This window comes from Streptomyces sp. NPDC102514 (assembly GCF_055584525.1).
Genome location: NZ_JBVJLW010000004.1, coordinates 304,089 through 325,794, shown reverse-complemented (window position 1 = coordinate 325,794; position 21,706 = coordinate 304,089). Strand labels below are relative to the sequence as shown.

Here is a 21,706-nt window from a genome sequence, read left to right as displayed (position 1 = left end):
TCCTCAGTACGCCAGCGAGCGGTCGACGGCGTCGAGCACCCGGTCCAGGCCCGGCAGGTACTCGTCCTCCAGGCGGGCCGGCGGGTACGGGGCGTGATAGCCGCCGACCCTCAGCACCGGTGCCTCCAGGTGGTAGAAGCTCCGCTCGGTGATGCGGGCCGCGATCTCCGCGCCCGTCCCGAGGAACACCGGCGCCTCGTGCACCACGACCAGGCGGCGGGTCTTCTCGACCGAGGCCTGGATGGCGTCGAAGTCGATCGGGGACATCGACCGCAGGTCCAGCACTTCGAGGGACTTGCCCTCTTCCTGCGCCGCCGCCGCGGCCTCCTGGCAGACCTTCACCATCGGCCCGTACGCGGCGAGCGTCAGATCGGTGCCCTCGCGGACCACGCGCGCCTTGTGCAGCGGGGAGGGGATCGCCTCGCGGTTCACCTCGGACTTGTCCCAGTAGCGCCGCTTCGGCTCGAAGAAGATCACCGGGTCGTCGCTGTGGATGGCCTGCTGCATCATCCAGTAGGCGTCCCCCGCGTTCGAAGGGGAGACCACCTTCAGGCCCGCCACGTGCGCGAAGAGCGCCTCGGGGGACTCGGAGTGGTGCTCGACCGCGCCGATGCCGCCGCCGTACGGGATACGGATGACGACAGGGAGCTTGATCTTGCCGAGCGCCCGCGCGTGCATCTTCGCGAGCTGCGTGACGATCTGGTCGTACGCCGGGAAGACGAAGCCGTCGAACTGGATCTCCACGACCGGGCGGTAGCCGCGCAGCGCGAGGCCGATCGCGGTGCCGACGATGCCCGACTCGGCGAGCGGGGTGTCGATGACCCGGTCCTCGCCGAAGTCCTTCTGCAGGCCGTCCGTCACCCGGAACACACCGCCGAGTTTGCCGACGTCCTCACCCATGATCAGGACCTTGGGGTCCGAGTCGAGGGCCGTGCGCAGCGATTCGTTGATCGCCTTGGCCAGCGCCATCTTTTCCGCTGTCATCGCTGAATGCCCTCCCCTTCATCGGCGAACGACGCCTGGTAGGCGGCGAACTGGGCCCGCTCCTCGTCGACGAGCGCGTGCCCGTCCGCGTACGCGTTCTCGAAGATGGCGAAGCGGTCCGGGTCCGGCATGGCACGGACGACTTCGCGTACTCGCTTGCCCAACGCCTCGCTCTCGGCTTCGAGTTCCGCGAAGAATCCCTCGTCCGCGTGGTTTGAGGCCTCCAGATACGTGCGCAGGCGAAGGATCGGGTCCTTCACCTCCCACGCCTCGCGCTCCTCGTCGGCCCGGTACTTGGTCGGGTCGTCGGAGGTGGTGTGGGCACCCATGCGGTACGTGAACGCCTCGACGAGGGTCGGCCCCTCGCCCCGGCGGGCCCGCTCCAGCGCCCACTTCGTGACGGCGAGGCAGGCGAGGACGTCGTTGCCGTCGACGCGGACGCCCGGGAAGCCGTACCCCTGCGCGCGCTGGTAGAGCGGGACGCGGGTCTGGCGCTCGGTGGGCTCGGAGATCGCCCACTGGTTGTTCTGGCAGAAGAACACGACGGGCGCGTTGTAGACCGCGGAGAAGGTGAACGATTCAGCGACGTCGCCCTGGCTGGAGGCGCCGTCCCCGAAGTACGCGATCACGGCCGAGTCGGCGCCGTCCTTGGCGACGCCCATGGCGTAGCCGGTGGCGTGCAGCGTCTGCGAGCCGATGACGATCGTGTACAGGTGGAAGTTGTTGCTGTTCGGGTCCCAGCCGCCGTTGTTCACGCCGCGGAACATGCCGAGCAGGTTGGCCGGGTCGACGCCGCGGCACCAGGCGACGCCGTGCTCGCGGTAGGTCGGGAAGACGTAGTCGTCCTCGCGGGTGGCCCGCCCGGAGCCGATCTGGGCGGCCTCCTGGCCGAGCAGCGAGGCCCACAGGCCCAGCTCGCCCTGCCGCTGCAGGGAGGTGGCCTCGGCGTCGAAGCGCCGGGTGAGCACCATGTCGCGGTACAGGCCGCGCAGCTCTTCGGGGGTGATGTCGGCTACATACGCGTCATATTCGCCATTCTTGACGCGCTTCCCCTCGGGGGTCAGCAGCTGTACGAGGTCCGGCTGGGCGCCCGGCGGCTTCTTCGCAGCGGTGCGCTTTGTACCGGCGCTGCGTCGCGGCTTACGCGCGGCAGTGCTCTCCACGGTCACGTGTGCTCCTCCGTCGGTCCGGCCCCCGGGGTTGCCGGGAACTGGGGTTCCCCCAGCTCGTCGAGAGCCGGGGGAGCGGCTCGCCTGGTCCTCGTACCCGTGCACGGGGTGGGTGCCCTCGGCCGGGAACAGGCGTGACAGGTGCCCCGGCGAGCGCCCTGCAACAAGCACGTTACCCAGTGCTTCACATTTCTGTGAAACCCCTCCTGACCTGCGTTTTTGCTCGGAGTTCCAAGTACTTTTCACTCGGACTTCCAAGTACCTCGCGCGCGTCGGGAACAGTCGCTGGTCACAGCACTGGTAACAGCCTGGCAGGGGGCCGGAACACCGGCACGTTATCCCGGTCACCCCGGGGACGGGAAGGGCTCGACTGGCGCAAGCGGAAAGATCGTGTGTGAGACTGGCTCCGTGCGCGAAGCGGGAAAAATCACTGTTTTTCTTCTCGACGACCATGAAGTGGTCCGCCGGGGAGTTCATGAGCTGCTCTCGATGGAGGACGACATCGAGGTGGTCGGCGAGGCCGGTACGGCGGCCGACGCGCTGGCGCGAATTCCGGCCACGCGCCCCGACGTCGCCGTGCTGGACGTGCGGCTGCCGGACGGCAGCGGGGTGGAGGTCTGCCGCGAGATCCGCTCCAAGGACGAGTCGATCAAGTGCCTGATGCTCACCTCCTACGCCGACGACGAGGCGCTCTTCGACGCGATCATGGCGGGCGCCTCGGGTTACGCGCTCAAGGCGATCCGCGGCGACGAACTGCTCTCGGCGATCCGTGACGTGGCGGCCGGCAAGTCCCTGCTCGACCCGGAGGCGACGGCCCGCGTCCTGGAGCGGCTGCGGGACGGCGGCAGCCCCAAGGGGGACGCCAGGCTCGCCAAGCTCACCGACCAGGAGCGCAGGATCCTCGACCTGATCGGCGAGGGGCTCACGAACCGTGTGATCGGCGAGCGGCTGCATCTCGCGGAGAAGACCATCAAGAACTACGTCTCCAGTCTGCTGGCCAAGCTCGGCATGGAGCGGCGCGCGCAGGCGGCCGCCTATGTGGCCCGGATGCAGGCGGGCCGGCAGCAGTGAGCTGAAGCCCTCTCGCGGCGAGCGGCGGGAAACGGGACCTACGGCCCGCGTGCGGGGGTCCGGCGGCCTCTTCTCCCTGCTCCCCCGGTGCCGCAGATTGGGGGCATGCCGACCGACCAGCACATCGCCGCCGGCCTGCTCGGCCGCGTCGAGTACGGCCGGGTGGCGGCCAGCGTGCGCGCCCTGCCCTTCCTGGCACCGGCCCGCCATATCGTCGTGGCCGACCGCGTCCTGCTGAGGATGCACCGGGGCCACGGCCACCACCAGGTGTGCGCGGGCAGTGTCGTCGCGTACGGCGCGGACAACCTGGGCTCCGCCCCCGCAGGCACGGAACGCTGGTCGGTCCAGGTCGTCGGGTGGTGCGAGAGCGCCCGGCCGACCGACGCCCAGCTCGAACGCTTCGGTCCCGGCCCGCTGCGCGTGGACGGCAGCCCCTTCGAGGCCGTCTACCTGGAGATCGCGCCCAGCATGGCCACCGTGCACTCCCTGGGCATCGCCATGGAGCACCCGAACGAGCACAATAAGTAATGAGCACGATACGGAGGGTCCCTCCGGTGCCCTAACATCTGGCGCGTGCCGCGCTCATCTGTTTCACCCGCTCCCTCTCCCGCACCCCCGCTGGGCGCCCTGCTGCGCCGGTACGCGGCCGGGGCGCCGCTGGCCTGCGAACCCGTCGACCAGGGGCTGCTGAATCGCGGCTACCGGCTCGCCACCACCCGGGGCCGGTACTTCCTCAAGCACCACTTCGACCCCGAGACGGCCGACCCCGCGGCGATCGTCCGCCAGCACCGCGCGACCCAGCGGCTCGCCGACCTGGGCGTCCCGGTGGCCCCGCCGCTGACCGGGAAGGACGGCCGCACGGTCGCCGTGATCGGCGGCCACGTGTACGCCCTGCACCCCTGGATCGACGGACGGCACCGCGGCGGCGCCCAGCTCACCCCCGAGCAGTGCCGCCGCCTGGGCGCCCTCCTGGGGGTCGTCCACGCGTCCCTGGAGCAGGTGATGCCCCCACGGGAGTCCGAGGAGCGGGCCGACAGCGCCGACCCCGTGGACACCTTCGCGCTCATCGACGACCTGCTCGCCCGGGTACGCCGCCACCGTCCGGCCGACACCTTCGACGAACTGGCCCGGCACCGTCTCCTGGAGCGGCGCACCCTCCTGGAACGGCACGCGGACCGGCTGCCCCCGCGGGGCGGCTCGGTGGGCTGGGTGCACGGGGACTTCCACCCCTTCAACGTGCTCTACAAAGGAAGTGCCCCCGCAGCGATCGTCGACTGGGACCGGCTCGGCGTCCAGCCGCAGGCCGAGGAGGCGGTACGGGCCGCCGTGATCTTCTTCGTACGCCCCGCCGGCACGCTCGACCTGACGAAGGTACGGGCTTACGCGCGCGCGTACCGGCGCTCCGCGCGGGCCACCCCGGCCGAACTCTCGGCCGCCGTGCACCGGGTGTGGTGGGAGCGCCTCAACGACTTCTGGATACTGCGCTGGCACTACGAACGCGGGGACACCCGGGCCGACCCGCAGTTCCCCGCGGCCTCCGCGCTGGCGGTGTGGTGGACCCGGGAGTACGACGCGGTGTGCGAGGCCTTCGTGGGGTGAGGCCGGGGTCGAGGCTCCCCGCCGGGTCCCGGACGAACGCAACGCGCGCGTGGAGCCCTTTCCCGGGCTCCACGCGCGCGTGGGGGACGCTTCTTCAGGGGCGGGCCGGAGGGTCAGCCCTCGGCGCCGGGCTCCCCGTTCGTGTTGCCGCCGTCGCCCGCCGGTTCCGACGCGGTCGGCTCCTCCTCCGTGGGAGTCGGCTCCTCCTCCGTCTCCGTAGGAGTGGGCTCCTTCGTCGTCGGGTCGGCCGAGGGCTTCGACTCGGTGGGCGAGGGCGAGTAGGTCGGCGACGGCTCGTACGACGGCGTGTAGTCCGAGTTGCCGCCCGTACTCGTGTCCTCGTCCGTCTCCTCGTCCGTCGGCTCGTCCGAGGTGTCCTCGCTCGGGGTGGAGTCCTTCTCGGTCTCCGAGGCGGTCGGCGTCGTCTTCGTACCGGCCCCGCCGCCACCGCCGCCACCGCCGTTCAGCGCCAGCGCCACACCCGCCGCGATCGCTATCACCGCGAAGACGGCGAGGATCCACATCTTGCCGCGGCCACTGCCGTGGTTGCCGTGGCCCTCGAACCCGCCGTCGTCGCCGCCGCGGCCCGGGGGCAGCAGCGGTGACGGGATCTGGGCGGTGCCCGAGTCGCCGGGGTGCGGCAGCCCGGCCGCGCCCGCGAGACCCAGCGCCGGAGTGGTCATGCCCTCGTGCGCGGCGACCGGGCCGGTGTTCCAGGTGCCGGTGTGGCCGCCCTGGTCGTACAGCATCTGCAGCCCGTACTGGACGAGGCCGCGCATCTCCTCGGCGGTCTGGAACCGGTCGTCCGGCTCCTTCGCGAGGGAGCGCATGACCAGGCCGTCGAGCTCCGGCGGCGTCGCGTCCGAGACCTCGGACGGGGGCACCGGAATGTCCTGGACGTGCTGGTAGACCACCGACAGCGGGGTCTCACCGGTGAACGGGGGCCGCAGCGCGAGGAGTTCGTAGAGCAGACAGCCCGTCGCGTACAGGTCGCTGCGGTGGTCGACCGCCTTGCCGAGCGCCTGCTCCGGAGAGAGGTACTGGGGCGTGCCCATGACCATGCCGGTCTGGGTCATCGTCGACTGGGCGCCGTGCAGGGCGCGCGCGATGCCGAAGTCCATCACCTTGACCGCACCGGTGTCGGTGATGATCACGTTCGCGGGCTTGATGTCCCGGTGCACGATGCCGTGCTGGTGCGAGTAGGCGAGCGCTTCGAGCACACCGGAGACGATGATCAGCGCCTGCTCGGGCCCCGGGGCCTCGGCGTTGATCAGGAGGTCGCGGATCGTGCGGCCCTCGACGAGCTCCATCACGATGTACGGGACGACCTGGTGGGGGAGGACGTCCTCGCCCGAGTCGTAAACCGCCACCACCGCATGGTGGTTGAGGCCGGCGACCGACTGGGCCTCGCGGGTGAAGCGGGCCTTCGAGGTCGGGTCCTCGGCCAGGTCGGAACGGAGCAGCTTGACCGCCACGGTCCGCCCCAGCCGGACGTCCTCGGCCGCGAACACCTCGGCCATACCACCCCGGCCGAGTCTGTGGGTGAGCCGATACCGGCCGTCCCCGACCAGTCCGCCGTTACCCCACAACTCCGGCGCATCTGACATACCGCCGCCAGTCGCCTCGGGGTCGGACGGGCCCTGAGCGCGCTGCTGCTGTGCCATCAGTCCTCGCCGTCGTTTCTGTCCGCACCGGTCGACGTAGTACGCGCGGTGGTTGTTACGGTCTCCGTCGGGCCACGCTACAGCCTCCACGCGAAGCGCCGGTCCGTGATGGACCCGCTCGCGGAACCCGCGGCCGGTCCGCGGGTGCACATTGTGTGTACCGGCCGTACAGCACCTGTAACGCTTCCGCGACGCTTCCTACGCGTACGGTCACGGAACGGGCACCGAGCTTGACGTGTCAGTGCCCTCCGGCAGACTTGGCCTGAATAACACCAGAGATCACCGGCCGCGGGAGCCACACCAGACGACTTTCGCCCGCGTGACGGCGCACTGCCGATGGGGGACGCGGAAAGATGAGCCAGGACGGCGGACACGGGCGGTACGTGGGGCGATCGGTCGCCGGCGGGCGCTATCAGCTGCGCGACCTGCTCGGCGAGGGCGGCATGGCGTCCGTGCACCTCGCCTACGACTCGGTGCTCGACCGGCAGGTCGCGATCAAGACACTGCACACCGACCTCGGCCGTGAGCAGGCCTTCCGCGAGCGTTTCCGCCGCGAGGCCCAGTCGGTGGCCAAGCTCACGCACACGAACATCGTCTCGGTCTTCGACACCGGCGAGGACACCCAGCTCGAAGGCGGCTCCGGGGCGCCGACCCCGTACATCGTCATGGAGTACGTGGAGGGCCGTCCGCTCGGCTCGGTCCTCGACCAGGACGTCGCGCAGTACGGCGCCATGCCCGTCGACAAGGCCCTGAAGATCACCGCGGACGTGCTGGCCGCTCTGGAGATCAGCCACGAGATGGGGCTGGTCCACCGCGACATCAAGCCGGGCAACGTCATGATGACGAAGCGCGGCGTGGTCAAGGTGATGGACTTCGGCATCGCCCGCGCCATGCAGTCCGGTGTGACCTCCATGACCCAGACCGGCATGGTCGTCGGCACTCCGCAGTACCTCTCCCCCGAGCAGGCCCTCGGCCGCGGTGTCGACGCCCGCTCCGACCTGTACTCGGTCGGCATCATGCTCTTCCAACTGGTCACCGGGCGGCTTCCGTTCGAGGCGGACTCGCCACTGGCCATCGCGTACGCGCACGTCCAGGAGACGCCCGTCGCGGCCTCCTCGGTCAACCGCTCGCTGCCCCCGGCCGTGGACGCGCTGATCGCCCGCGCGCTGAAGAAGAACCCGAACGAGCGTTTCGTCAGCGCGGAGTCGATGCGCGACGAGTGCCTGCGCGTGGCCCAGTCCGTGCAGGCCGTGCCCCCGAGCATCGTGCCGGGCGTGCAGACGTCCAGCGGAGCCGGTGTGGGCTCCGCGGTGTTCCCGCCGGTCGACCATTCGGCGCAGGCGCCGCAGGGCAACGTACAGACGCCGTACCAGCCCGGCCCCTACGGCCCGTCGACGCCCGCGCCCACTCCGGCGCCGAATCCCGCGCACGCGCCGGCTCCGTCGTACGGCTATCCGCAGCAGGGCGGCTACCCGACCCCGCACCAGACCGCCGCGTACAGCCCGCAGCAGGGCCTGACGACCCCGCCGCCGTACACGATGTCCCCGCAGTCCGCGGGCGGGTCCGGCGGTGGCCGCAAGAGCAACATGCCGGTGATCGTGGGCTCGATCGTCGTCGCGCTGCTCGCCATCGGCGGGCTGATCACCGCTCTGTCGATGGGCGGTGGCGACGACGACAAGAAGAAGACGGACGCCGCCAACAGTGCCCGCGCGTCGGCCTCCGAGGAGGCGGCCGGGGAGAACCACAAGGGCCCGGACACCACGAAGAAGATCGACACGACCGAGTGCACGGAGCCCGACGAGTCGTACAACGACGCCGACAAAATCAAGGTCCCGAACTTCAAGTTCAAGAACATCGATTCCGTGAAGGCGTGCTTCCAGGCGGCTGGCTGGCAGTACGAGGCCAAGTCGGTGGACGAGAACGCCTACGGCGAGGGCACGGTCATGACCCAGATCCCCGAGGCGGAGACGGACGTCGACCCCAAGAGCATGCCGAAGATCCAGCTCTACGTGTCGACGGGCGACCCGGCCTGATCCGTCGCTGACCTCGTAGGACAGCACGAGAGGGGCCCGGCATCTCTGCCGGGCCCCTCTCGTGCGACTGCTTCTCTTACGACTGCTTCTCGTCTGACTGCGTTCGTTTGGCTGCTACTACAGGTACGGGCCGCCCGAACGGCCGCCCGCGCGCGGGTCCACCAGCTCTTCCTCGCCGCCCGCGCCCGGCGGCAGCGCCCGGCGCATCTGCTCCAACTGGGCCCTGGCCGCCATCTGCTGGGCGAACAGGGTGGTCTGGATCCCGTGGAAGAGACCCTCCAGCCAGCCGACCAACTGAGCCTGGGCGATCCGCAGTTCGGCGTCGGAAGGGATGCCGTCGTCCGTGAACGGCAGGGAGAGCCGCTCCAGTTCGTCGACGAGATCGGGCGCGAGCCCGTCCTCCAGCTCCTTCACCGAGCTGGCGTGGATCTCCTTGAGCCGTACCCGGCTCGCCTCGTCCAAGGGTGCCGCACGCACCTCCTCCAGCAGCTGCTTGATCATGCTCCCGATGCGCATGACCTTGGCCGGCTGTTCCACCATCTCCGTCACCGGGATCTCTCGGGAGTCCTCGTCTCCACCGCCACCGAGAGCCATCCCGTCCTGGCCTACGACCAGGATCTGGGGGTTCTCCGGTGACCTCTCGTTCCTCGGCATCTCCATGCCGCCATTCTCTCGCACTCACACACGTCACCAGCGTGGTGCCCCCTCCAGAGCGTGATCCACCCTGTACGAACGGGCGCCCCGCGTCAGGCGGGCGGCGGCGACGGGGGCGGCGGCTCCGTGGCGGCGGCCTCGGCGAGCCGCAGCAGACGGGCCTCGCAGTGGTCCAGCCAGCGGATCTCGGCCTCCGCGCGGAAGATCAGATGCTCCAGCACGAAGAGCCGCGCCACCTCGTCGCGGTGCGCGGGCGCCTCCGCGAGCGCCCGCGCCCTGAGCCGGGTGTACGTGTGCATGGTCTCCGAGAGGTACCGCCGCTGCGCCTCCACGATCGCCCGGACGTCGGTTCCCGGCACCCCGACCGCCATGGCCAGCTTGATCGCCAGTTCGTCGCGCGGCAGGTTCGAACGCTCCACGGGACGGATGAACCAGGCCCGAAGCTCGGCCCGCCCCGCGTCCGTCAGCGCGTACAGCACGTGTCCCGCCGCGTCGGCGCCCTGCTGTACGACCAGGCCGTCCCGTTCCAGCCGGGCGAGGGTCGTGTAGACCTGGCCGATGTTCAGCGGCCAGGTCGAGCCGGTGCGCGCCTCGAACTCGGTGCGCAGCCGGGAGCCGTAGCGGGGACCGCGCTCCAGAAGCGCCAGCAGGCCATGGCGTATCGACATACCCGATCTGTACCCCGTACACCTGTGCGCGCCACGGCTGCCACTGAACGTGACACGGCTCAGGGCGTCCGGGCTCCGGATGCCGGTGCGGGCGCCCCGTGTGAGGCTGAAGCCGCTGATCTTGGATCCTCCGTACCGGGAGGGGGTTACCGACGTGACTCCGTGGCTTCGCACCCTGCGCGTGACCGGCCTGCTGCTGCCGCTGCTGGCGGGCCCCGCGTTCACGTCGTACGCCGCCGCGTACGAGCCGGTCCCCGCCGAGTCGCGGGCCGGCAGCCGGGCAGGAGAGGGCCGTGAGCGTCCGGGCCGGGAGACGCCTCCGCCGCCGGAGGACTCCCTGTCGGCTCACCCGGACAGCGCAGCGCCTCCCGAACGGCCTGCCCACCCCATCGACGCCCGCGAGGCCCCCACCCGCCCGGTGAAAACCCCGGAACCCATACTCCAGGTACTCCCCCTGGGCACAGGCCTGATCCTCATCGGCCTGGGCCTGGGCCTGACGTTCCTGGCCCTGAGAACCCGCAGAGCCTAGACCTCACGCCCACAGGGGCGCGGGGAACGGCGCGAGAAACCCCCACCGGGCCGCACCCGTCACACAACCCCACCGCCACCGCCCCCACGAACGCGACAAGGCGAGCCCGTCACATCCAGGGGCGCGGGGAACGGCGCGACAAGCCCCCACGGACCCGCACCCGAACCCCGACCCCACCCACCCCTACGCCAACGTGAGCAGCACCTTCCCAATGTGACTGCTCTCCTCCAGCACCCGATGCGCCGCCGCAGCCTCCCGCATGGGCAGCTCCCGATCGACAACCGGCCGCACATGCCCACCGGCGATCAACGGCCACACATGCTCCCGCACGGCCGCCACGATCGCCGCCTTCTCCCCACCCGGCCGGGCCCGCAACGACGTGGCGGTCACAGCACCCCGCTTGCTCAGCAGCGCCCCGATGTTCAGCTCCCCCTTGGCCCCGCCCTGCATCCCGATGATCGCGAGCCGCCCGTTCGCGGCGAGAGCGGTGACATTCCGCCCCAGATACTTCGCCCCCATGTTGTCGAGAACGACATCGGCACCCGCCCCGTCCGTGGCCGCCCTGACCTCCTCGACGAAGTCCTGCTCGCGGTAGTTGATGAGCACGTCCGCACCCAGCTCCGCGCAGAAGTCCAGCTTCGCCTTGCTGCCCGCCGTGACGGCGACCTTCGCCCCGACGGCCTTCGCCAGCTGGATCGCCATCGTGCCGATCCCGCTCGATCCGCCGTGCACCAGCAGCGTCTCGCCGGGCCGCAGATGGGAGATCATGAAGACGTTGGACCAGACCGTGCAGGACACCTCGGGCAGCGCAGCCGCCTTGTCGAGGTCGACGCCCTCGGGCACGGGCAGCAGCTGCCCGGCCGGAACGGCCACCTTCTCGGCGTACCCGCCGCCCGAGAGCAGCGCGCACACCTCGTCCCCGACGTTCCACCCCGAGGTACCGGGTCCGAGCGCGGCGACCCGTCCGGAACATTCGAGCCCCGGATACGGGGACGCGCCGGGCGGTGGGTCGTAGAAGCCCTGCCGCTGCAGCAGATCGGCGCGGTTGACCGCGCTCGCCACCACCTCGACCAGCACTTCGCCCTCGCCGGGCACCGGGTCCGGGACCTCGTCCCACACCAGCGCCTCGGGCCCACCAGGTTCAGGAATCGTGATCGCTCGCATGCGGGCGAGGCTACTCCCGACGGCCCGCCACGTGGGGATTCAATCCTGCGGCAGTGGCCTCATGTCGGGCGCGACATGGCTGTGCGGGCTGACCCGCACGATGGTGATCAGACGGTCCGTCAACTGCACCTTCCCGATGGCCGGATCGTCGTAGCCGAGCACCCGATGCCCTCGTACGACGCTCACCACCAGGTCCTCGATCTCGCGGACCCCCTTGCCGACCTCGGCCTTTATGACGGGCCGCTCGGTCATGTCGAGCCCACTGCCCTGCTGGATGAGGTCCTCCATGACCATGCCGGCGCTGGGGCTGAGCACGGAGAGACCGAGCAGACGGCCGGCCGCGCTCGCACTGGTGATGACGGCGTCGGCGCCGGACTGCTTCAGCAGCGGCGCGTTCTCCTCCTCGCGCACGGCGGCCACGATCTTCGCCTTGCGGTTGAGCTGCCGCGCCGTCAGCGTGACGAGCACGGCGGTGTCGTCGCGCTGGGTCGCGATGATGATCTGCCGGGCCCGCTGCACCTCGGCCCGCAGCAGTACGTCACTGCGCGTGGCATCGCCGATCACCCCCGCGTACCCGTCCGCGGTCGCCGCCTCGATCACCTTGGAGCTGGGGTCGACGACCACGACCTGCTCCTTCTTCAGCCCGGTCGCGCACACGGTCTGAATCGCCGAGCGGCCCTTCGTGCCGAACCCGATGACAACGGTGTGCTCCCGCAAGGCGGTCCTCCAGCGGTTCAGTCGCCACTCCTCCCGAGTCCGTTCGGTGAGAACTTCGAGAGTGGTGCCGACCAGGATGATCAGGAAGAGCACGCGCAGAGGCGTGATCAGGAAGATATTGGTGAGGCGGGCGCCGTCACTGACCGGGGTGATGTCGCCGTACCCGGTGGTCGAGAGCGTGACGGTCGCGTAGTAGAAGGCATCGAGCAGGTCGACCGACTTGTCGGAGTTATCGGTGTAGCCGTCGCGGTCGAAGTACACGATGAATGCCGTGCCGACCAGCACCAGCAGCGCCATGAGGACGCGTTTGGTGACCTGGAACAGAGGGCGTTCCACTCGTTGGCGGGGCAGCTCCACCCGATGGGTGACCAGCCGTTCGCCCGCCTGCCGCGCGATCGCGTCGTGGCCCGGAAGTTTCACGTGAAACACACCTCGATCCCAGCCATGGCCCAGGGCAGGTCGAGGATCTCAAGTTCCTGACCCGTCCGTGCGCCGCCCGGCGGCACGACCGCGAGCGCGTCGGCCACGGCGATACCCCGCAGCATGGCCGGCCCGTTGTAGTGCAGCGGCACGGCCCGGTCCCCGCGCAGAACGACAGGAATCAGCCGCGTGTCGTACGGGTGCCCGTGCACGCCGTCCTGAAGAGGCAGCGTGTACGACTCCGGCGCCGCGCGTCCCGCGAGGGTGCGCAGCAGGGGCTCGGCGAGCGTGAGGAGGCCGGAGACGGCGGCGAGCGGATTGCCCGGCAGCCCGACGAGGTGCTGGTTCTCCTTGAGGCGTGCCAGCAGCATCGGATGGCCGGGGCGTACCTCGACGCCGTCCACCAGGAGTTCGGCGCCGAGGCGGCGCAGGATCGGGTGGACGTGGTCGACGGGACCGGCGGCGGTGCCCCCGGTTGTGACGATCAGATCGGCGCCGGAGTTCTTGAGGGCCTTGCGCAGGGCTTCGGCGTCGTCGCCGAGCCGCCGTACGGCGATGACCTCCGCGCCGAGCGCGCGCACCCAGGGCGGCAGCATCGGGCCGAGCGCGTCCCGGATCAGCCCGTCGTGCGGCAGCCCCTCGGTGAGCAACTCGTCGCCGAGGACGAGGATTTCCGCACGGGGCCGGGGGAGGGCGGCGACGGTGTCGTATCCGGCGGCGGCAGCGAGTCCGAGCACGGCCGGGGTGACCAGCGTGCCGGGCGGCAGCAGGGGGTCGCCGGAGCGGCACTCCTGGCCGCGGGGCCGGATGTCCTGACCGTGCACGACCTCCCGTGTCGCGTACAGCCGCTCCTTCTCGTCGGTGCGGCCGTGCTCACTGCGGATCACGGCGGAGGTGTCCTGCGGGATCCGCGCGCCGGTGGCGATCTTGACCGCCTCGCCGTCGGTGAGCCGCTGCGGCACGCCGTGGCCCGCGAGCACCCCCTCGGCCCGCACGTCCCACGGCCCGGGGCCCGCGACCGCCCAGCCGTCCATCGCGGACGTGTCGAAGGACGGGAGGTCCGAGAGCGCGGCGAGCGGGGCGGCGAGGACGAGGCCCAGCGCGGCGTCCAGCGTGACGGAGACGGCGGTGTCCGGGCGGCGGGGGGCTCGCCCGGCGATGGTCCGGGCCCGCTGCCAGGGCGTGGCGGTGTGGTGCTCGGCGTGCTCGGCAGGCCCGGCGGTGTCCTTACGGCTCCCGGTTCCCGGGGCCGGTGAGGGCACCGGACGGGAGGCTCCGGTGGATCCGGAGTCGTCGGGCACCGGGGCACCGCCTTCCTTGACCAGGGCCAGGGCTTCCTCGACGTCGAAGTCGATCTCCTCGAACTGCCCCGAGGCGGTCATCCGGCGTCCGGGCCGGTGGACTTGGCGTCCGGGCCGGTGGAGCCGGCCTCCGCCGCCCAGCGCAGCGCGAGTGCCGCGGCCTTGCGGGCGGCCTCCGCGACCGCTTCGGGGCCTCCCTCGGCCCGGCCCGCCGCGTACCCGACGAGGAACGTCGTCAGCGGCGCCGCCGGACGGGCCACCCCGTGGGCGGCGTCGCGGGCGAGGTCGAGCAGGACGTCGGTGTCGACGTCCAGGTCGAGGCCCAGTTCGTCCTTGACTGCGGTGATCCATTCATCCAACACGTGCCCATGCTCCCTGATACGTGCCCGGGCGGCGGCGATGTCGTCCCAGGTGTCGCAGTCGAAGGACGCGACGGGGTCGGTGATTCGGGTCAGTTCGAGCGCGCCGGTGAGCCGCCGCAGCGGCAGACCGGTCAGTTCGCCGTGCTCGGCGCGCAACGCCGTCAGCTCGCGTCGCAGCGCCGAGCGGCGGTACGCGGCCACGAGGGGCTGGTCACGGCCGCCGGGGTCGGTGAGCAACACGCCCTCGCCGCCGCTCTCGTGAAGGGCGATCAGCAGCTTTCGTACCGTCTCCCGGTCGAGGAACGGCAGATCGGCGGAGAGCACGACGACGTACTCGGCGGTGGTGTGCCGCAGGCCGGCGTCCAGCGCGGCGAGCGGGCCTCCGCCGGGAGGATCCTCACGTGCCCACTCCACGGGACGCGCGGTGGGCCGGGGCTCCGCGACGACCACGGTGACGGCCGCGCCGGAACAGGCGGTGAGAACACGGTCGAGCAGGGCGCGACCGCCGACGCGAACGCCCGGTTTGTCCGCGCCGCCGAGGCGTCGGGCGGCGCCCCCGGCGAGTACGACGGCGTCATGGCCGTCCGTACCGGCTGCGCCGGAGGAACCGAACGCGTCGGAGGAACCGGGTGCGCTGGGTGCCTCGAACGCGGTCACCCCACGAGTATGGGTGTCCGATGGATCATTTCCACCCCCGCGCACAGCATGTGGACGGGGGTGGCGAAGGACGGCCGCGCGCTCTGCGGGGCCGAGGGGGTCACAAGGTCCGCAGCAGCACCGCCGGTTGTTCCACGCAGTCCGCCACATACCGCAGGAAACCGCCCGCCGTTCCGCCGTCGCACACCCGGTGGTCGAAGGTGAGCGAGAGCTGTACGACCTTCCGCACCGCCAGCTCACCCTCGTGCACCCAGGGCTTGGGGACGATCCGGCCGACGCCGAGCATGGCCGCCTCGGGGTGGTTGATGATCGGGGTCGAGCCGTCGACGCCGAACACCCCGTAGTTGTTCAGCGTGAAGGTCCCGCCGGTGAGGTCCGCCGGGGTGAGCGTCCCGGCCCTGGCCGCCTCGGTGAGCCGGGCGAACTCCGCGCTCAGCGACTCCGCGTCCCGGGCGTGCGCCCCCTTCACCACCGGTACGACGAGTCCGCGCTCGGTCTGCGCGGCGAACCCGAGGTGGATCTCGTCGAGCCGGACGACCTCGCGGGCCTCCGTGTCGACCGTCGAGTTGAGCTCGGGGAACCGGGCCAGCGCGGCGGTGCAGATACGGGCGAGGAGCGCGAGGAGGGAGATCTTCGGCCCGCCCGCCCCGTTCATCGCCGCGCGCGCGTGCATCAGTTCCGTCGCGTCGGCGTCCACCCAGCAGGTCGCGTCGGGGATCTCGCGCCGGCTCCGGGAGAGCTTGTCGGCGACGGCACCGCGGATGCCCTTGAGGGGGACGCGGGTGCCCGCGTGGGAGGCGGCGGTGCCGGACGCGTGCGTGGTGGCCGGTACGGGAGCCGTCGCCGGGCTCCGTTCCGGGCGTGCGAGGGCCGGGGCGGACGCGCCGGCCCGTACGGCGTGCTCCACGTCCGCACGTGTGATCAGGCCGTCGGGTCCGGAACCGGCCAGCGCCCGCAGATCGAGCCCGTTCTCCCGGGCCAGCCGCCGTACGAGCGGCGAGATGACCGGCACGGGGCCGTCGGCCCGGCGCCCGGCATCGGCACCCACGCCCACCACGGGCGACGGCGACGGAGCGGCGGTCCGGGACGCGCCGGGGGACGCGCCCGGTGACCGGTGGCCCGGGCCCGTGCCGGACGTGGGCGGCCGTACCCTGCGGCGCCGTGCCGGAGGCGCTTGTGTGCCGTAGCCCACGAGCACGTTCCCGGAGCCCTCGTCCTCGCCGCCGGCAGCCCGCGCTCCGGACGCCGGGGTGTCGAAGGCGGACGGGCCGAGGTCCGCCGCGTCGAAGTCCGGTGTGCCGGAGGCCGGCGCTCCCACGGCGACCGTCAGCAGCGGCGAGCCCACGGGCAGTTCGGTGCCCTCTTCGCCGTAGCGGGCCGTGACCACACCGCCGTACGGGCAGGGGACCTCGACCATCGCCTTGGCCGTCTCGACCTCCACGACGGGCTGGTCGACGGCGACGACATCGCCGACCTGGACGAGCCAGCGGACGATCTCGGCCTCGGTGAGCCCCTCACCGAGGTCGGGCAGTTTGAACTCCAGGACCTGGGCCATCAGCTCTGTGCCTCCCACTGCAGCCGCGCCACCGCGTCCAGGATCCGGTCGACACCGGGCAGATGGTGCCGCTCCAGCATCGGCGGCGGATACGGGATGTCGAACCCGGCCACGCGCAGCACCGGCGCCTCCAGATGGTGGAAGCACCGCTCGGTGACCCGCGCGGCGATCTCCCCACCGGGCCCTCCGTAGCCGCCCGACTCGTGCACCACGACGGCCCGGCCGGTGCGGCGCACGGACGCGGCGACCGTCTCGTCGTCGAAGGGCACCAGGGAGCGCAGGTCGACGACCTCCAGGTCCCAGCCCTCGGCCCGCGCCGCCTCCGCGGCCTCCAGGCAGACGGGCACGGACGGCCCGTACGTGATGAGCGTGGCGCTGCGGCCCGGGCGGCGGACCACCGCGCGGCCGATCGGCTCCACGCGCTGCGGCTCGTCGGGGTTCCAGGAGTCCTTCGACCAGTACAGCCGCTTGGGCTCCAGGAAGACGACCGGGTCGTCGGAGGCGATGGCCTCGCGCAGCAGCCCGTACGCGTCGGCGACCGTCGCGGGCGTCACGACATGCAGCCCCGGAGTCGCCATGTAGTACGCCTCGGAGGAGTCGCTGTGGTGCTCCACCCCGCCGATGCCGCCGCCGTAGGGCACGCGCACGGTCAGGGGCAGCGGCATCGCCCCGCCCGTGCGGTTGCGCATCTTCGCCACGTGCGAGATCAGCTGCTCGAAGGCCGGGTACGCGAAGGCGTCGAACTGCATCTCCACGACCGGCCTGAGCCCGTACATGGCCATGCCGACCGCCGTGCCGAGGATGCCCGCCTCGGCCAGCGGGGTGTCGGTGACGCGGTCCTCGCCGAACTCCTTCGCGAGGCCGTCGGTGACACGGAAGACACCGCCGAGGGCGCCGACGTCCTCACCCATCACATGGACGGTGGGGTCGTCGGTCATGGCGTCGCGCAGGGCCCGTCCGAGGGCCTGCGCCATGGTGGCCGGCTTCACCGCGACGGTCGTCATCGCGTGTTTCCTTCCGGCTCGTGCGAGGGGGCGTGCGCGTCCTCGTCGTCGTGGTGGCGCGCCTCGGCGTCCAGCTCGGCGCGCAGTTGCGCCTCCTGCTCCAGGAGCTGCGGGGTGGGCCGGGCGTAGACGTGCGCGAACAGGTCCATGGGGTCGAGGGCCGGGTCCTGGTTCATGCGCTCGCGCAGGTCCGCGGCCATCGCCTCGGCGTCCTCGCGCACGGCGCGCATCCCGTCCTCGTCGAGCAGTCCGCGCTCGGTCAGCTCGTGCTCCATGAGGGCGATCGGGTCGTGTGCCCGCCAGGCCTCGACCTCCGCGTCCTCGCGGTAGCGCTTGTCGTCGTCCGCGTTCGTGTGGGCCTCCATGCGGTACGTCACCGCCTCCACGAGCGTCGGGCCGAGACCCGCGCGCGCGTGGGCGATCGCCTCGCCCAGGACCTCGTGCACCGCGGCGGCGTCGTTGCCGTCGACCAGCCGGCCCGGCATCCCGTACCCGACGGCCTTGTGGGCCAGTGAGGGGGCGGCGGTCTGCTTGGCGAGCGGGACGGAGATGGCGAAGCCGTTGTTCTGGACCAGGAAGACCACCGGGGCCTGCCAGACGGCCGCGAAGTTCAGTGCCTCGTGGAAGTCGCCCTCGCTGGTGCCGCCGTCGCCGACCAGCGCGAGCGCGACCACGTCGTCGCCCTTGAGGCGGGCGGCGTGCGCGAGACCCACGGCGTGCGGCAGCTGGGTCGCCAGCGGGGTGCACAGGGGGGCGATGCGGTGCTCGTGCGGGTCGTAGCCGGTGTGCCGGTCGCCGCGCAGGAGCGTCAGCGCCTGGACGGGGTCGAGGCCCCTGGCGACCGCCGCGAGGGTGTCCCGGTAGCTCGGGAAGAGCCAGTCGCGCTCTTCGAGGACGAGCGCGGCGGCGACCTCGCAGGCCTCCTGGCCGGTGGAGGAGGGGTAGACCGCGAGACGGCCCTGCTTGGTGAGGGCGGTGGCCTGCGCGTTGTACCGGCGGCCCCGCACCAGCTCCGCGTACAGCCGGCGCAGCAGATCCGGGTCCACCTGATCGGCCGCACGGGTGCCGAGGACGCGGTGGGGCAGCGCGTCGGGCAGCAGCGGCGCGGGGTCGGTACGTGGCTGCCAGGCGGGCGGGGGCGTCGGCCGGTATGCGCCTCGCTGCTCCATGACCGTCATGTCGGCACCTCCTCGTGGGAGTCGCTTCGGGAGGCCGCCGAGAGTGACGCGCCTCCCTACCGATTGTTCGGTCGTCGGCACATTTTGGCTACAGGCACCTCCAGGCTGTGGACAAACGGTTCTGCACAGCCTGAGATGGATGCAGTACGTCCATGGTAGGGAGGCGGGGGGACATGGCACCTGAACAAATGGCCGAGGGACCGGACCCCGGTGCGGCCCTGCCGCCGCCGCGTCCGCTCGACTCCATCGATCAGGACATTCTCCAGATGCTCCAGGCGGACGGCCGCGCCTCGATACGGTCGGTCGCCGAGCGGGTCCATGTGTCCCGTGCCAACGCCTACGCGCGGATCAACCGCCTCGTCGAGGACGGTGTGATCCGCGGCTTCGGCGCCCGGGTCGACCACGAGCGCGCGGGACACGGCACCTCGGCCTACATCACGCTGAAGATCGTGCAGAACACCTGGCGCACGGTCCGCGAGCAGCTCACGAGGCTCCCCGGGGCGTCCCACATCGCACTGGTGGGCGGTGACTTCGACGTCCTGCTGCTGGTGCACACACCGGACAACAGGGCCCTGCGCGAACTGGTCCTCACCCGGCTCCAGGCCATCCCCGAGGTGCTCAGCACCCGAACGCTGCTGGTGTTCGAGGAGGAGGACCTGGAACCGCAGGGGTGAGCGGGGCGGGCGGGGGCGCGCCGTCCGGCCCACGCGCCCCGCGGGATCCCGCTCAGCCCGCCTGTCTGAGTCCCCCGAAGACCATCAGCACCACCGCGTCGGCGACCTCGCGTTCGCCCATGCCCCGCCCGTCCGGGCGGTACCACTCGACTATCGAGTTGATCATCCCGAAGACCAGCCGCGTCGCGAGCCGGACCTCCAGGTCGGCGCGTACGTCCCCGTCGGCCGCCGCCGCCTTCAGGAGCGCGGCCACCTCGTGGTCGAAGTCCCGGCGCCGGGCCAGGGCCCAGCGCTCGGTGTCGGTGTTGCCGCGCACGCGCAGCAGCAGCGTCACGTACGGCAGTTCGGCGGTGAGGACCTCAACCATGCGCCGGGTGACGTACTCCAGGCGCTCCACGGCACGCCCCTCGCGCGCGTGCTCCTCGTCGAGGATCCCGAAGAGGCCGTCGAGCGCCCGGCTGACGGCCCGGCGCAGCAGCTCCTCCTTGCCCGTGACGTGGTGGTAGATCGACGACTTGGAGATGCCGGCCGCCCTGGAGAGGTGCTCCATGGAGGTGCCGTCGTAGCCGCGCTCGTTGAAGACCCGCACGGCCACGGAGAGCAGCGTCTCCGGCGTGTACGTGTCGCGCTTGGCGGTGGTCATGGGGTGCCCTCCCGCTTTTCCGAGGCGTACGCGTGGCGGTAGAGCGCGAGGGACGGCGCGTACCGCCCCGACGGGTCGCGCATGTGCAGGTCGTCCAGGACGTCGTAGGCCCAGCTCCGGCCGAGCCTGCGGCTCCACTCGAAGGGGCCCAGCGGGTAGCTGACGCCCTGGCGCATCGCCGTGTCGATGTCCTCCTCGGTGGCGACCCCCTTGGCGACGGCGTCGTGCGCGAGGTCGACGATGCGGGCCACCGTGCGGGCGACGATCAGGCCGGGCACGTCCCCGATGACGCTGACGTCCTTGCCGAGCGCCTGGAAGAGCCCGGTGGCCTCGGCGAGGGTCTGCGTCTGGGTGTCCTGCGAGTGGGACAGGGCGATCCGGGTCGCCCTGCGGTAGTCGAGGGCCAGGTCGAAGTAGACGACGTCACGGAACTCGACGGCGGTCTGGCCGTCCGCGAGGGCCAGTTGGCCGCCGCTCGGCAGGACCAGGCGCGTGCCGTGGTCCTCCTCGTCCTCGCGGACCTGGATGCCCGCCTCGCGGATCAGCGCGAGCAATTCGGAGGCGGGGCCCAGATCACCCTCGGCGACGACGTACGCGGGCGGCTGGACCTTCTCCGCGGTGTGCGGCTCGGGCCGCTCGCCCTCGTCGCCGTAGTCGTACCAGCCGTGCCCCGTCTTGCGGCCGTGGCGGCCCGACTCGACGAGCCGCCGCTGGGCCAGCGAGGGGGTGAAGCGCACGTCCTGGAAGAAGGCCTCCCACACGGAGCGCGTGACGGACTCGTTGACGTCCTGGCCGATGAGGTCGGTCAGTTCGAAGGCCCCCATCCGGAAGCCGCCCGACTCGCGCAGCACCGCGTCGATCGTCGCGGGGTCGGCGGCCTGGGCCTCGTAGACCGCGAAGGCCTCGGCGTAGAAGGGCCGCGCGATGCGGTTGACGATGAAACCCGGGGTGTCGGCGCAGGCGACCGGGGTCTTCCCCCAGGCGCGGGCCAGCTCGTACGCGCGCGTGGCCGACGTGACGTCGGTCGCGAACCCGGAGACGACCTCCACGAGGGGCAGCAGCGGCGCGGGGTTGAAGAAGTGCAGCCCGACGAAACGGCCGGGGTTGCGCAGGGCGCCGCCGATCGCGGTCACCGACAGGGAGGAGGTGTTGGTGGCGAGCAGGCAGTCGTCCGGGACGATGTCCTCCAGCTCGCGCAACAGCTGCTGTTTGACGTCCAGTCGCTCCAGGACGGCTTCGAGGACGAGCCCCGAGTCGGCGAGTTCGGCGAGGGTCTCGGCGGGGTGCAGCCGGGCACGCGCGGCGTCGCGCTCGGCGCCGGTGAGCCGGTCCTTCTCGACGAGCCGGTCGAGCCGGGCGCCGATCTCTTCGGCCGCCGCCCGGGCACGGCCGGGCGCGGTGTCGTACAGCCGCACGGGGTGGCCCGCGACGAGCGCGACCTGGGCGATGCCCTGGCCCATGGTGCCGGTGCCGACGACGGCCACGGGGCCGGCGAGGTCGAGTGCTGTCATGCTCGCGATCCTCCCGCACGGGGTTTTCCACAGGTTCAGCGGACCCCCTTGTCCCGACCGATCGTTCGGTTACTCTAACTCTGTCCGGCTGTTTCTGCCCAGGTCATGAGCAGGATCTGCCAGGTCCTGAGCCCGACGAAGAGTTCATG

The 21,706-nt window shown here is 71.6% G+C and carries 20 protein-coding genes; 6 read left to right on the top strand and 14 right to left on the bottom strand.

Annotated features, from left to right (window positions below; all coding sequences use genetic code 11):
* Window positions 1-3: 3 nt before the first annotated feature.
* Both ACZ60E_RS12840 and pdhA (ACZ60E_RS12835) read right to left on the bottom strand, forming a co-directional pair.
* The gene (locus ACZ60E_RS12840) at window positions 4-984 is read right to left on the bottom strand and encodes an alpha-ketoacid dehydrogenase subunit beta (protein ID WP_107017908.1); all 981 of its coding nucleotides are present in this window, start codon (window positions 982-984) and stop codon (window positions 4-6) included.
* Window positions 981-2,153 (bottom strand): pyruvate dehydrogenase (acetyl-transferring) E1 component subunit alpha, encoded by a 1,173-nt coding sequence (gene pdhA / locus ACZ60E_RS12835; protein ID WP_385833790.1) that lies wholly within the window; start codon window positions 2,151-2,153, stop codon window positions 981-983. The genes ACZ60E_RS12840 and pdhA (ACZ60E_RS12835) overlap by 4 nt, the downstream gene beginning before the upstream one ends.
* A gap of 408 nt (window positions 2,154-2,561) precedes the next feature.
* On the opposite strand from pdhA (ACZ60E_RS12835), the gene ACZ60E_RS12830 reads away from it, so the two are divergent.
* The 3 genes from ACZ60E_RS12830 (at window position 2,562) to ACZ60E_RS12820 (ending at window position 4,823) form a co-directional block, all read left to right on the top strand.
* Entirely contained in the window at window positions 2,562-3,224 is a 663-nt protein-coding gene (locus tag ACZ60E_RS12830) for a response regulator (protein ID WP_107017906.1), read from the top strand.
* A 105-nt stretch (window positions 3,225-3,329) separates the two neighbouring features.
* Entirely contained in the window at window positions 3,330-3,752 is a 423-nt protein-coding gene (locus ACZ60E_RS12825) for a pyridoxamine 5'-phosphate oxidase family protein (RefSeq protein ID WP_469439995.1), read from the top strand.
* A gap of 45 nt (window positions 3,753-3,797) precedes the next feature.
* Window positions 3,798-4,823 carry a phosphotransferase gene (locus tag ACZ60E_RS12820; RefSeq protein WP_469439994.1) on the top strand — a complete coding sequence of 342 codons (1,026 nt, stop codon included), beginning with the start codon at window positions 3,798-3,800 and terminating at the stop codon, window positions 4,821-4,823.
* Between the two features lie 113 nt (window positions 4,824-4,936).
* Here the strand turns inward: ACZ60E_RS12820 and ACZ60E_RS12815 are convergent, their stop codons facing one another.
* Window positions 4,937-6,487: a protein kinase domain-containing protein gene (locus ACZ60E_RS12815; protein WP_384803725.1), complete on the bottom strand. Its 1,551-nt coding sequence runs from the start codon at window positions 6,485-6,487 to the stop codon at window positions 4,937-4,939.
* A 353-nt stretch (window positions 6,488-6,840) separates the two neighbouring features.
* On the opposite strand from ACZ60E_RS12815, the gene ACZ60E_RS12810 reads away from it, so the two are divergent.
* On the top strand, window positions 6,841-8,520 hold the full coding sequence (locus ACZ60E_RS12810) for a protein kinase domain-containing protein (RefSeq protein ID WP_469439992.1): 1,680 nt from the start codon (window positions 6,841-6,843) through the stop codon (window positions 8,518-8,520).
* A gap of 117 nt (window positions 8,521-8,637) precedes the next feature.
* Here the strand turns inward: ACZ60E_RS12810 and ACZ60E_RS12805 are convergent, their stop codons facing one another.
* Window positions 8,638-9,180, bottom strand: a complete 543-nt coding sequence (locus ACZ60E_RS12805) for a bacterial proteasome activator family protein (protein WP_107017903.1) — start codon at window positions 9,178-9,180, stop codon at window positions 8,638-8,640.
* An 86-nt stretch (window positions 9,181-9,266) separates the two neighbouring features.
* Entirely contained in the window at window positions 9,267-9,842 is a 576-nt protein-coding gene (locus ACZ60E_RS12800) for a PadR family transcriptional regulator (RefSeq protein ID WP_469439990.1), read from the bottom strand.
* 154 nt (window positions 9,843-9,996) lie between these two features.
* On the opposite strand from ACZ60E_RS12800, the gene ACZ60E_RS12795 reads away from it, so the two are divergent.
* Window positions 9,997-10,371, top strand: a complete 375-nt coding sequence (locus ACZ60E_RS12795) for a hypothetical protein (RefSeq protein ID WP_469439989.1) — start codon at window positions 9,997-9,999, stop codon at window positions 10,369-10,371.
* A gap of 183 nt (window positions 10,372-10,554) precedes the next feature.
* Here ACZ60E_RS12795 and ACZ60E_RS12790 read toward each other — a convergent pair whose 3' ends face one another.
* The 7 genes from ACZ60E_RS12790 to pdhA (ACZ60E_RS12760) all read right to left on the bottom strand — a co-directional run bounded on the left by ACZ60E_RS12790 (window position 10,555) and on the right by pdhA (ACZ60E_RS12760) (window position 18,729).
* Complete coding sequence (locus ACZ60E_RS12790) at window positions 10,555-11,535, bottom strand: NAD(P)H-quinone oxidoreductase (RefSeq protein ID WP_469439987.1); 981 nt, start codon at window positions 11,533-11,535, stop codon at window positions 10,555-10,557.
* Window positions 11,536-11,574: 39 nt separating this feature from the next.
* Window positions 11,575-12,681 (bottom strand): potassium channel family protein, encoded by a 1,107-nt coding sequence (locus ACZ60E_RS12785; RefSeq protein ID WP_384803740.1) that lies wholly within the window; start codon window positions 12,679-12,681, stop codon window positions 11,575-11,577.
* Entirely contained in the window at window positions 12,669-14,054 is a 1,386-nt protein-coding gene (locus tag ACZ60E_RS12780) for a molybdopterin molybdotransferase MoeA (RefSeq protein ID WP_469439985.1), read from the bottom strand. The genes ACZ60E_RS12785 and ACZ60E_RS12780 overlap by 13 nt, the downstream gene beginning before the upstream one ends.
* The gene (locus ACZ60E_RS12775; protein WP_469439982.1) at window positions 14,051-14,992 is read right to left on the bottom strand and encodes an NTP transferase domain-containing protein; all 942 of its coding nucleotides are present in this window, start codon (window positions 14,990-14,992) and stop codon (window positions 14,051-14,053) included. The genes ACZ60E_RS12780 and ACZ60E_RS12775 overlap by 4 nt, the downstream gene beginning before the upstream one ends.
* Window positions 14,993-15,092: 100 nt before the next feature.
* The gene (locus ACZ60E_RS12770) at window positions 15,093-16,547 is read right to left on the bottom strand and encodes a dihydrolipoamide acetyltransferase family protein (protein WP_469439979.1); all 1,455 of its coding nucleotides are present in this window, start codon (window positions 16,545-16,547) and stop codon (window positions 15,093-15,095) included.
* Entirely contained in the window at window positions 16,547-17,551 is a 1,005-nt protein-coding gene (locus ACZ60E_RS12765) for an alpha-ketoacid dehydrogenase subunit beta (RefSeq protein ID WP_384803749.1), read from the bottom strand. The genes ACZ60E_RS12770 and ACZ60E_RS12765 overlap by 1 nt, the downstream gene beginning before the upstream one ends.
* Window positions 17,548-18,729 carry a pyruvate dehydrogenase (acetyl-transferring) E1 component subunit alpha gene (gene pdhA, locus ACZ60E_RS12760; protein ID WP_453794466.1) on the bottom strand — a complete coding sequence of 394 codons (1,182 nt, stop codon included), beginning with the start codon at window positions 18,727-18,729 and terminating at the stop codon, window positions 17,548-17,550. Before pdhA (ACZ60E_RS12760) ends, ACZ60E_RS12765 begins: the two co-directional genes overlap by 4 nt.
* Window positions 18,730-18,917: 188 nt before the next feature.
* Here pdhA (ACZ60E_RS12760) and ACZ60E_RS12755 point away from each other — a divergent pair, with 188 nt between their 5' ends.
* Entirely contained in the window at window positions 18,918-19,403 is a 486-nt protein-coding gene (locus ACZ60E_RS12755) for an Lrp/AsnC family transcriptional regulator (RefSeq protein WP_453794478.1), read from the top strand.
* Window positions 19,404-19,455: 52 nt separating this feature from the next.
* Here ACZ60E_RS12755 and ACZ60E_RS12750 read toward each other — a convergent pair whose 3' ends face one another.
* Together ACZ60E_RS12750 and ACZ60E_RS12745 are read right to left on the bottom strand one after the other, a co-directional pair.
* Window positions 19,456-20,046 (bottom strand): TetR/AcrR family transcriptional regulator, encoded by a 591-nt coding sequence (locus ACZ60E_RS12750; RefSeq protein WP_469439975.1) that lies wholly within the window; start codon window positions 20,044-20,046, stop codon window positions 19,456-19,458.
* Complete coding sequence (locus ACZ60E_RS12745) at window positions 20,043-21,557, bottom strand: 3-hydroxyacyl-CoA dehydrogenase (RefSeq protein WP_384803758.1); 1,515 nt, start codon at window positions 21,555-21,557, stop codon at window positions 20,043-20,045. The genes ACZ60E_RS12750 and ACZ60E_RS12745 overlap by 4 nt, the downstream gene beginning before the upstream one ends.
* Window positions 21,558-21,706 lie beyond the last annotated feature (149 nt).

What these genes read in the sequence shown, in the direction of transcription:
- ACZ60E_RS12840 (WP_107017908.1), bottom strand. Translation starts at nt 984, where the DNA reads ATGACAGCGGAAAAGATGGCGCTGGCCAAGGCGATCAACGAATCGCTG.
- ACZ60E_RS12825 (WP_469439995.1), top strand. Translation starts at nt 3,330, where the DNA reads ATGCCGACCGACCAGCACATCGCCGCCGGCCTGCTCGGCCGCGTCGAG.
- ACZ60E_RS12815 (WP_384803725.1), bottom strand. Translation starts at nt 6,487, where the DNA reads ATGGCACAGCAGCAGCGCGCTCAGGGCCCGTCCGACCCCGAGGCGACT.
- ACZ60E_RS12810 (WP_469439992.1), top strand. Translation starts at nt 6,841, where the DNA reads ATGAGCCAGGACGGCGGACACGGGCGGTACGTGGGGCGATCGGTCGCC.
- ACZ60E_RS12805 (WP_107017903.1), bottom strand. Translation starts at nt 9,180, where the DNA reads ATGGAGATGCCGAGGAACGAGAGGTCACCGGAGAACCCCCAGATCCTG.
- ACZ60E_RS12800 (WP_469439990.1), bottom strand. Translation starts at nt 9,842, where the DNA reads ATGTCGATACGCCATGGCCTGCTGGCGCTTCTGGAGCGCGGTCCCCGC.
- ACZ60E_RS12790 (WP_469439987.1), bottom strand. Translation starts at nt 11,535, where the DNA reads ATGCGAGCGATCACGATTCCTGAACCTGGTGGGCCCGAGGCGCTGGTG.
- ACZ60E_RS12780 (WP_469439985.1), bottom strand. Translation starts at nt 14,054, where the DNA reads ATGACCGCCTCGGGGCAGTTCGAGGAGATCGACTTCGACGTCGAGGAA.
- ACZ60E_RS12770 (WP_469439979.1), bottom strand. Translation starts at nt 16,547, where the DNA reads ATGGCCCAGGTCCTGGAGTTCAAACTGCCCGACCTCGGTGAGGGGCTC.
- ACZ60E_RS12765 (WP_384803749.1), bottom strand. Translation starts at nt 17,551, where the DNA reads ATGACGACCGTCGCGGTGAAGCCGGCCACCATGGCGCAGGCCCTCGGA.
- pdhA (WP_453794466.1), bottom strand. Translation starts at nt 18,729, where the DNA reads ATGACGGTCATGGAGCAGCGAGGCGCATACCGGCCGACGCCCCCGCCC.
- ACZ60E_RS12755 (WP_453794478.1), top strand. Translation starts at nt 18,918, where the DNA reads ATGGCCGAGGGACCGGACCCCGGTGCGGCCCTGCCGCCGCCGCGTCCG.
- ACZ60E_RS12750 (WP_469439975.1), bottom strand. Translation starts at nt 20,046, where the DNA reads ATGACCACCGCCAAGCGCGACACGTACACGCCGGAGACGCTGCTCTCC.
- ACZ60E_RS12745 (WP_384803758.1), bottom strand. Translation starts at nt 21,557, where the DNA reads ATGACAGCACTCGACCTCGCCGGCCCCGTGGCCGTCGTCGGCACCGGC.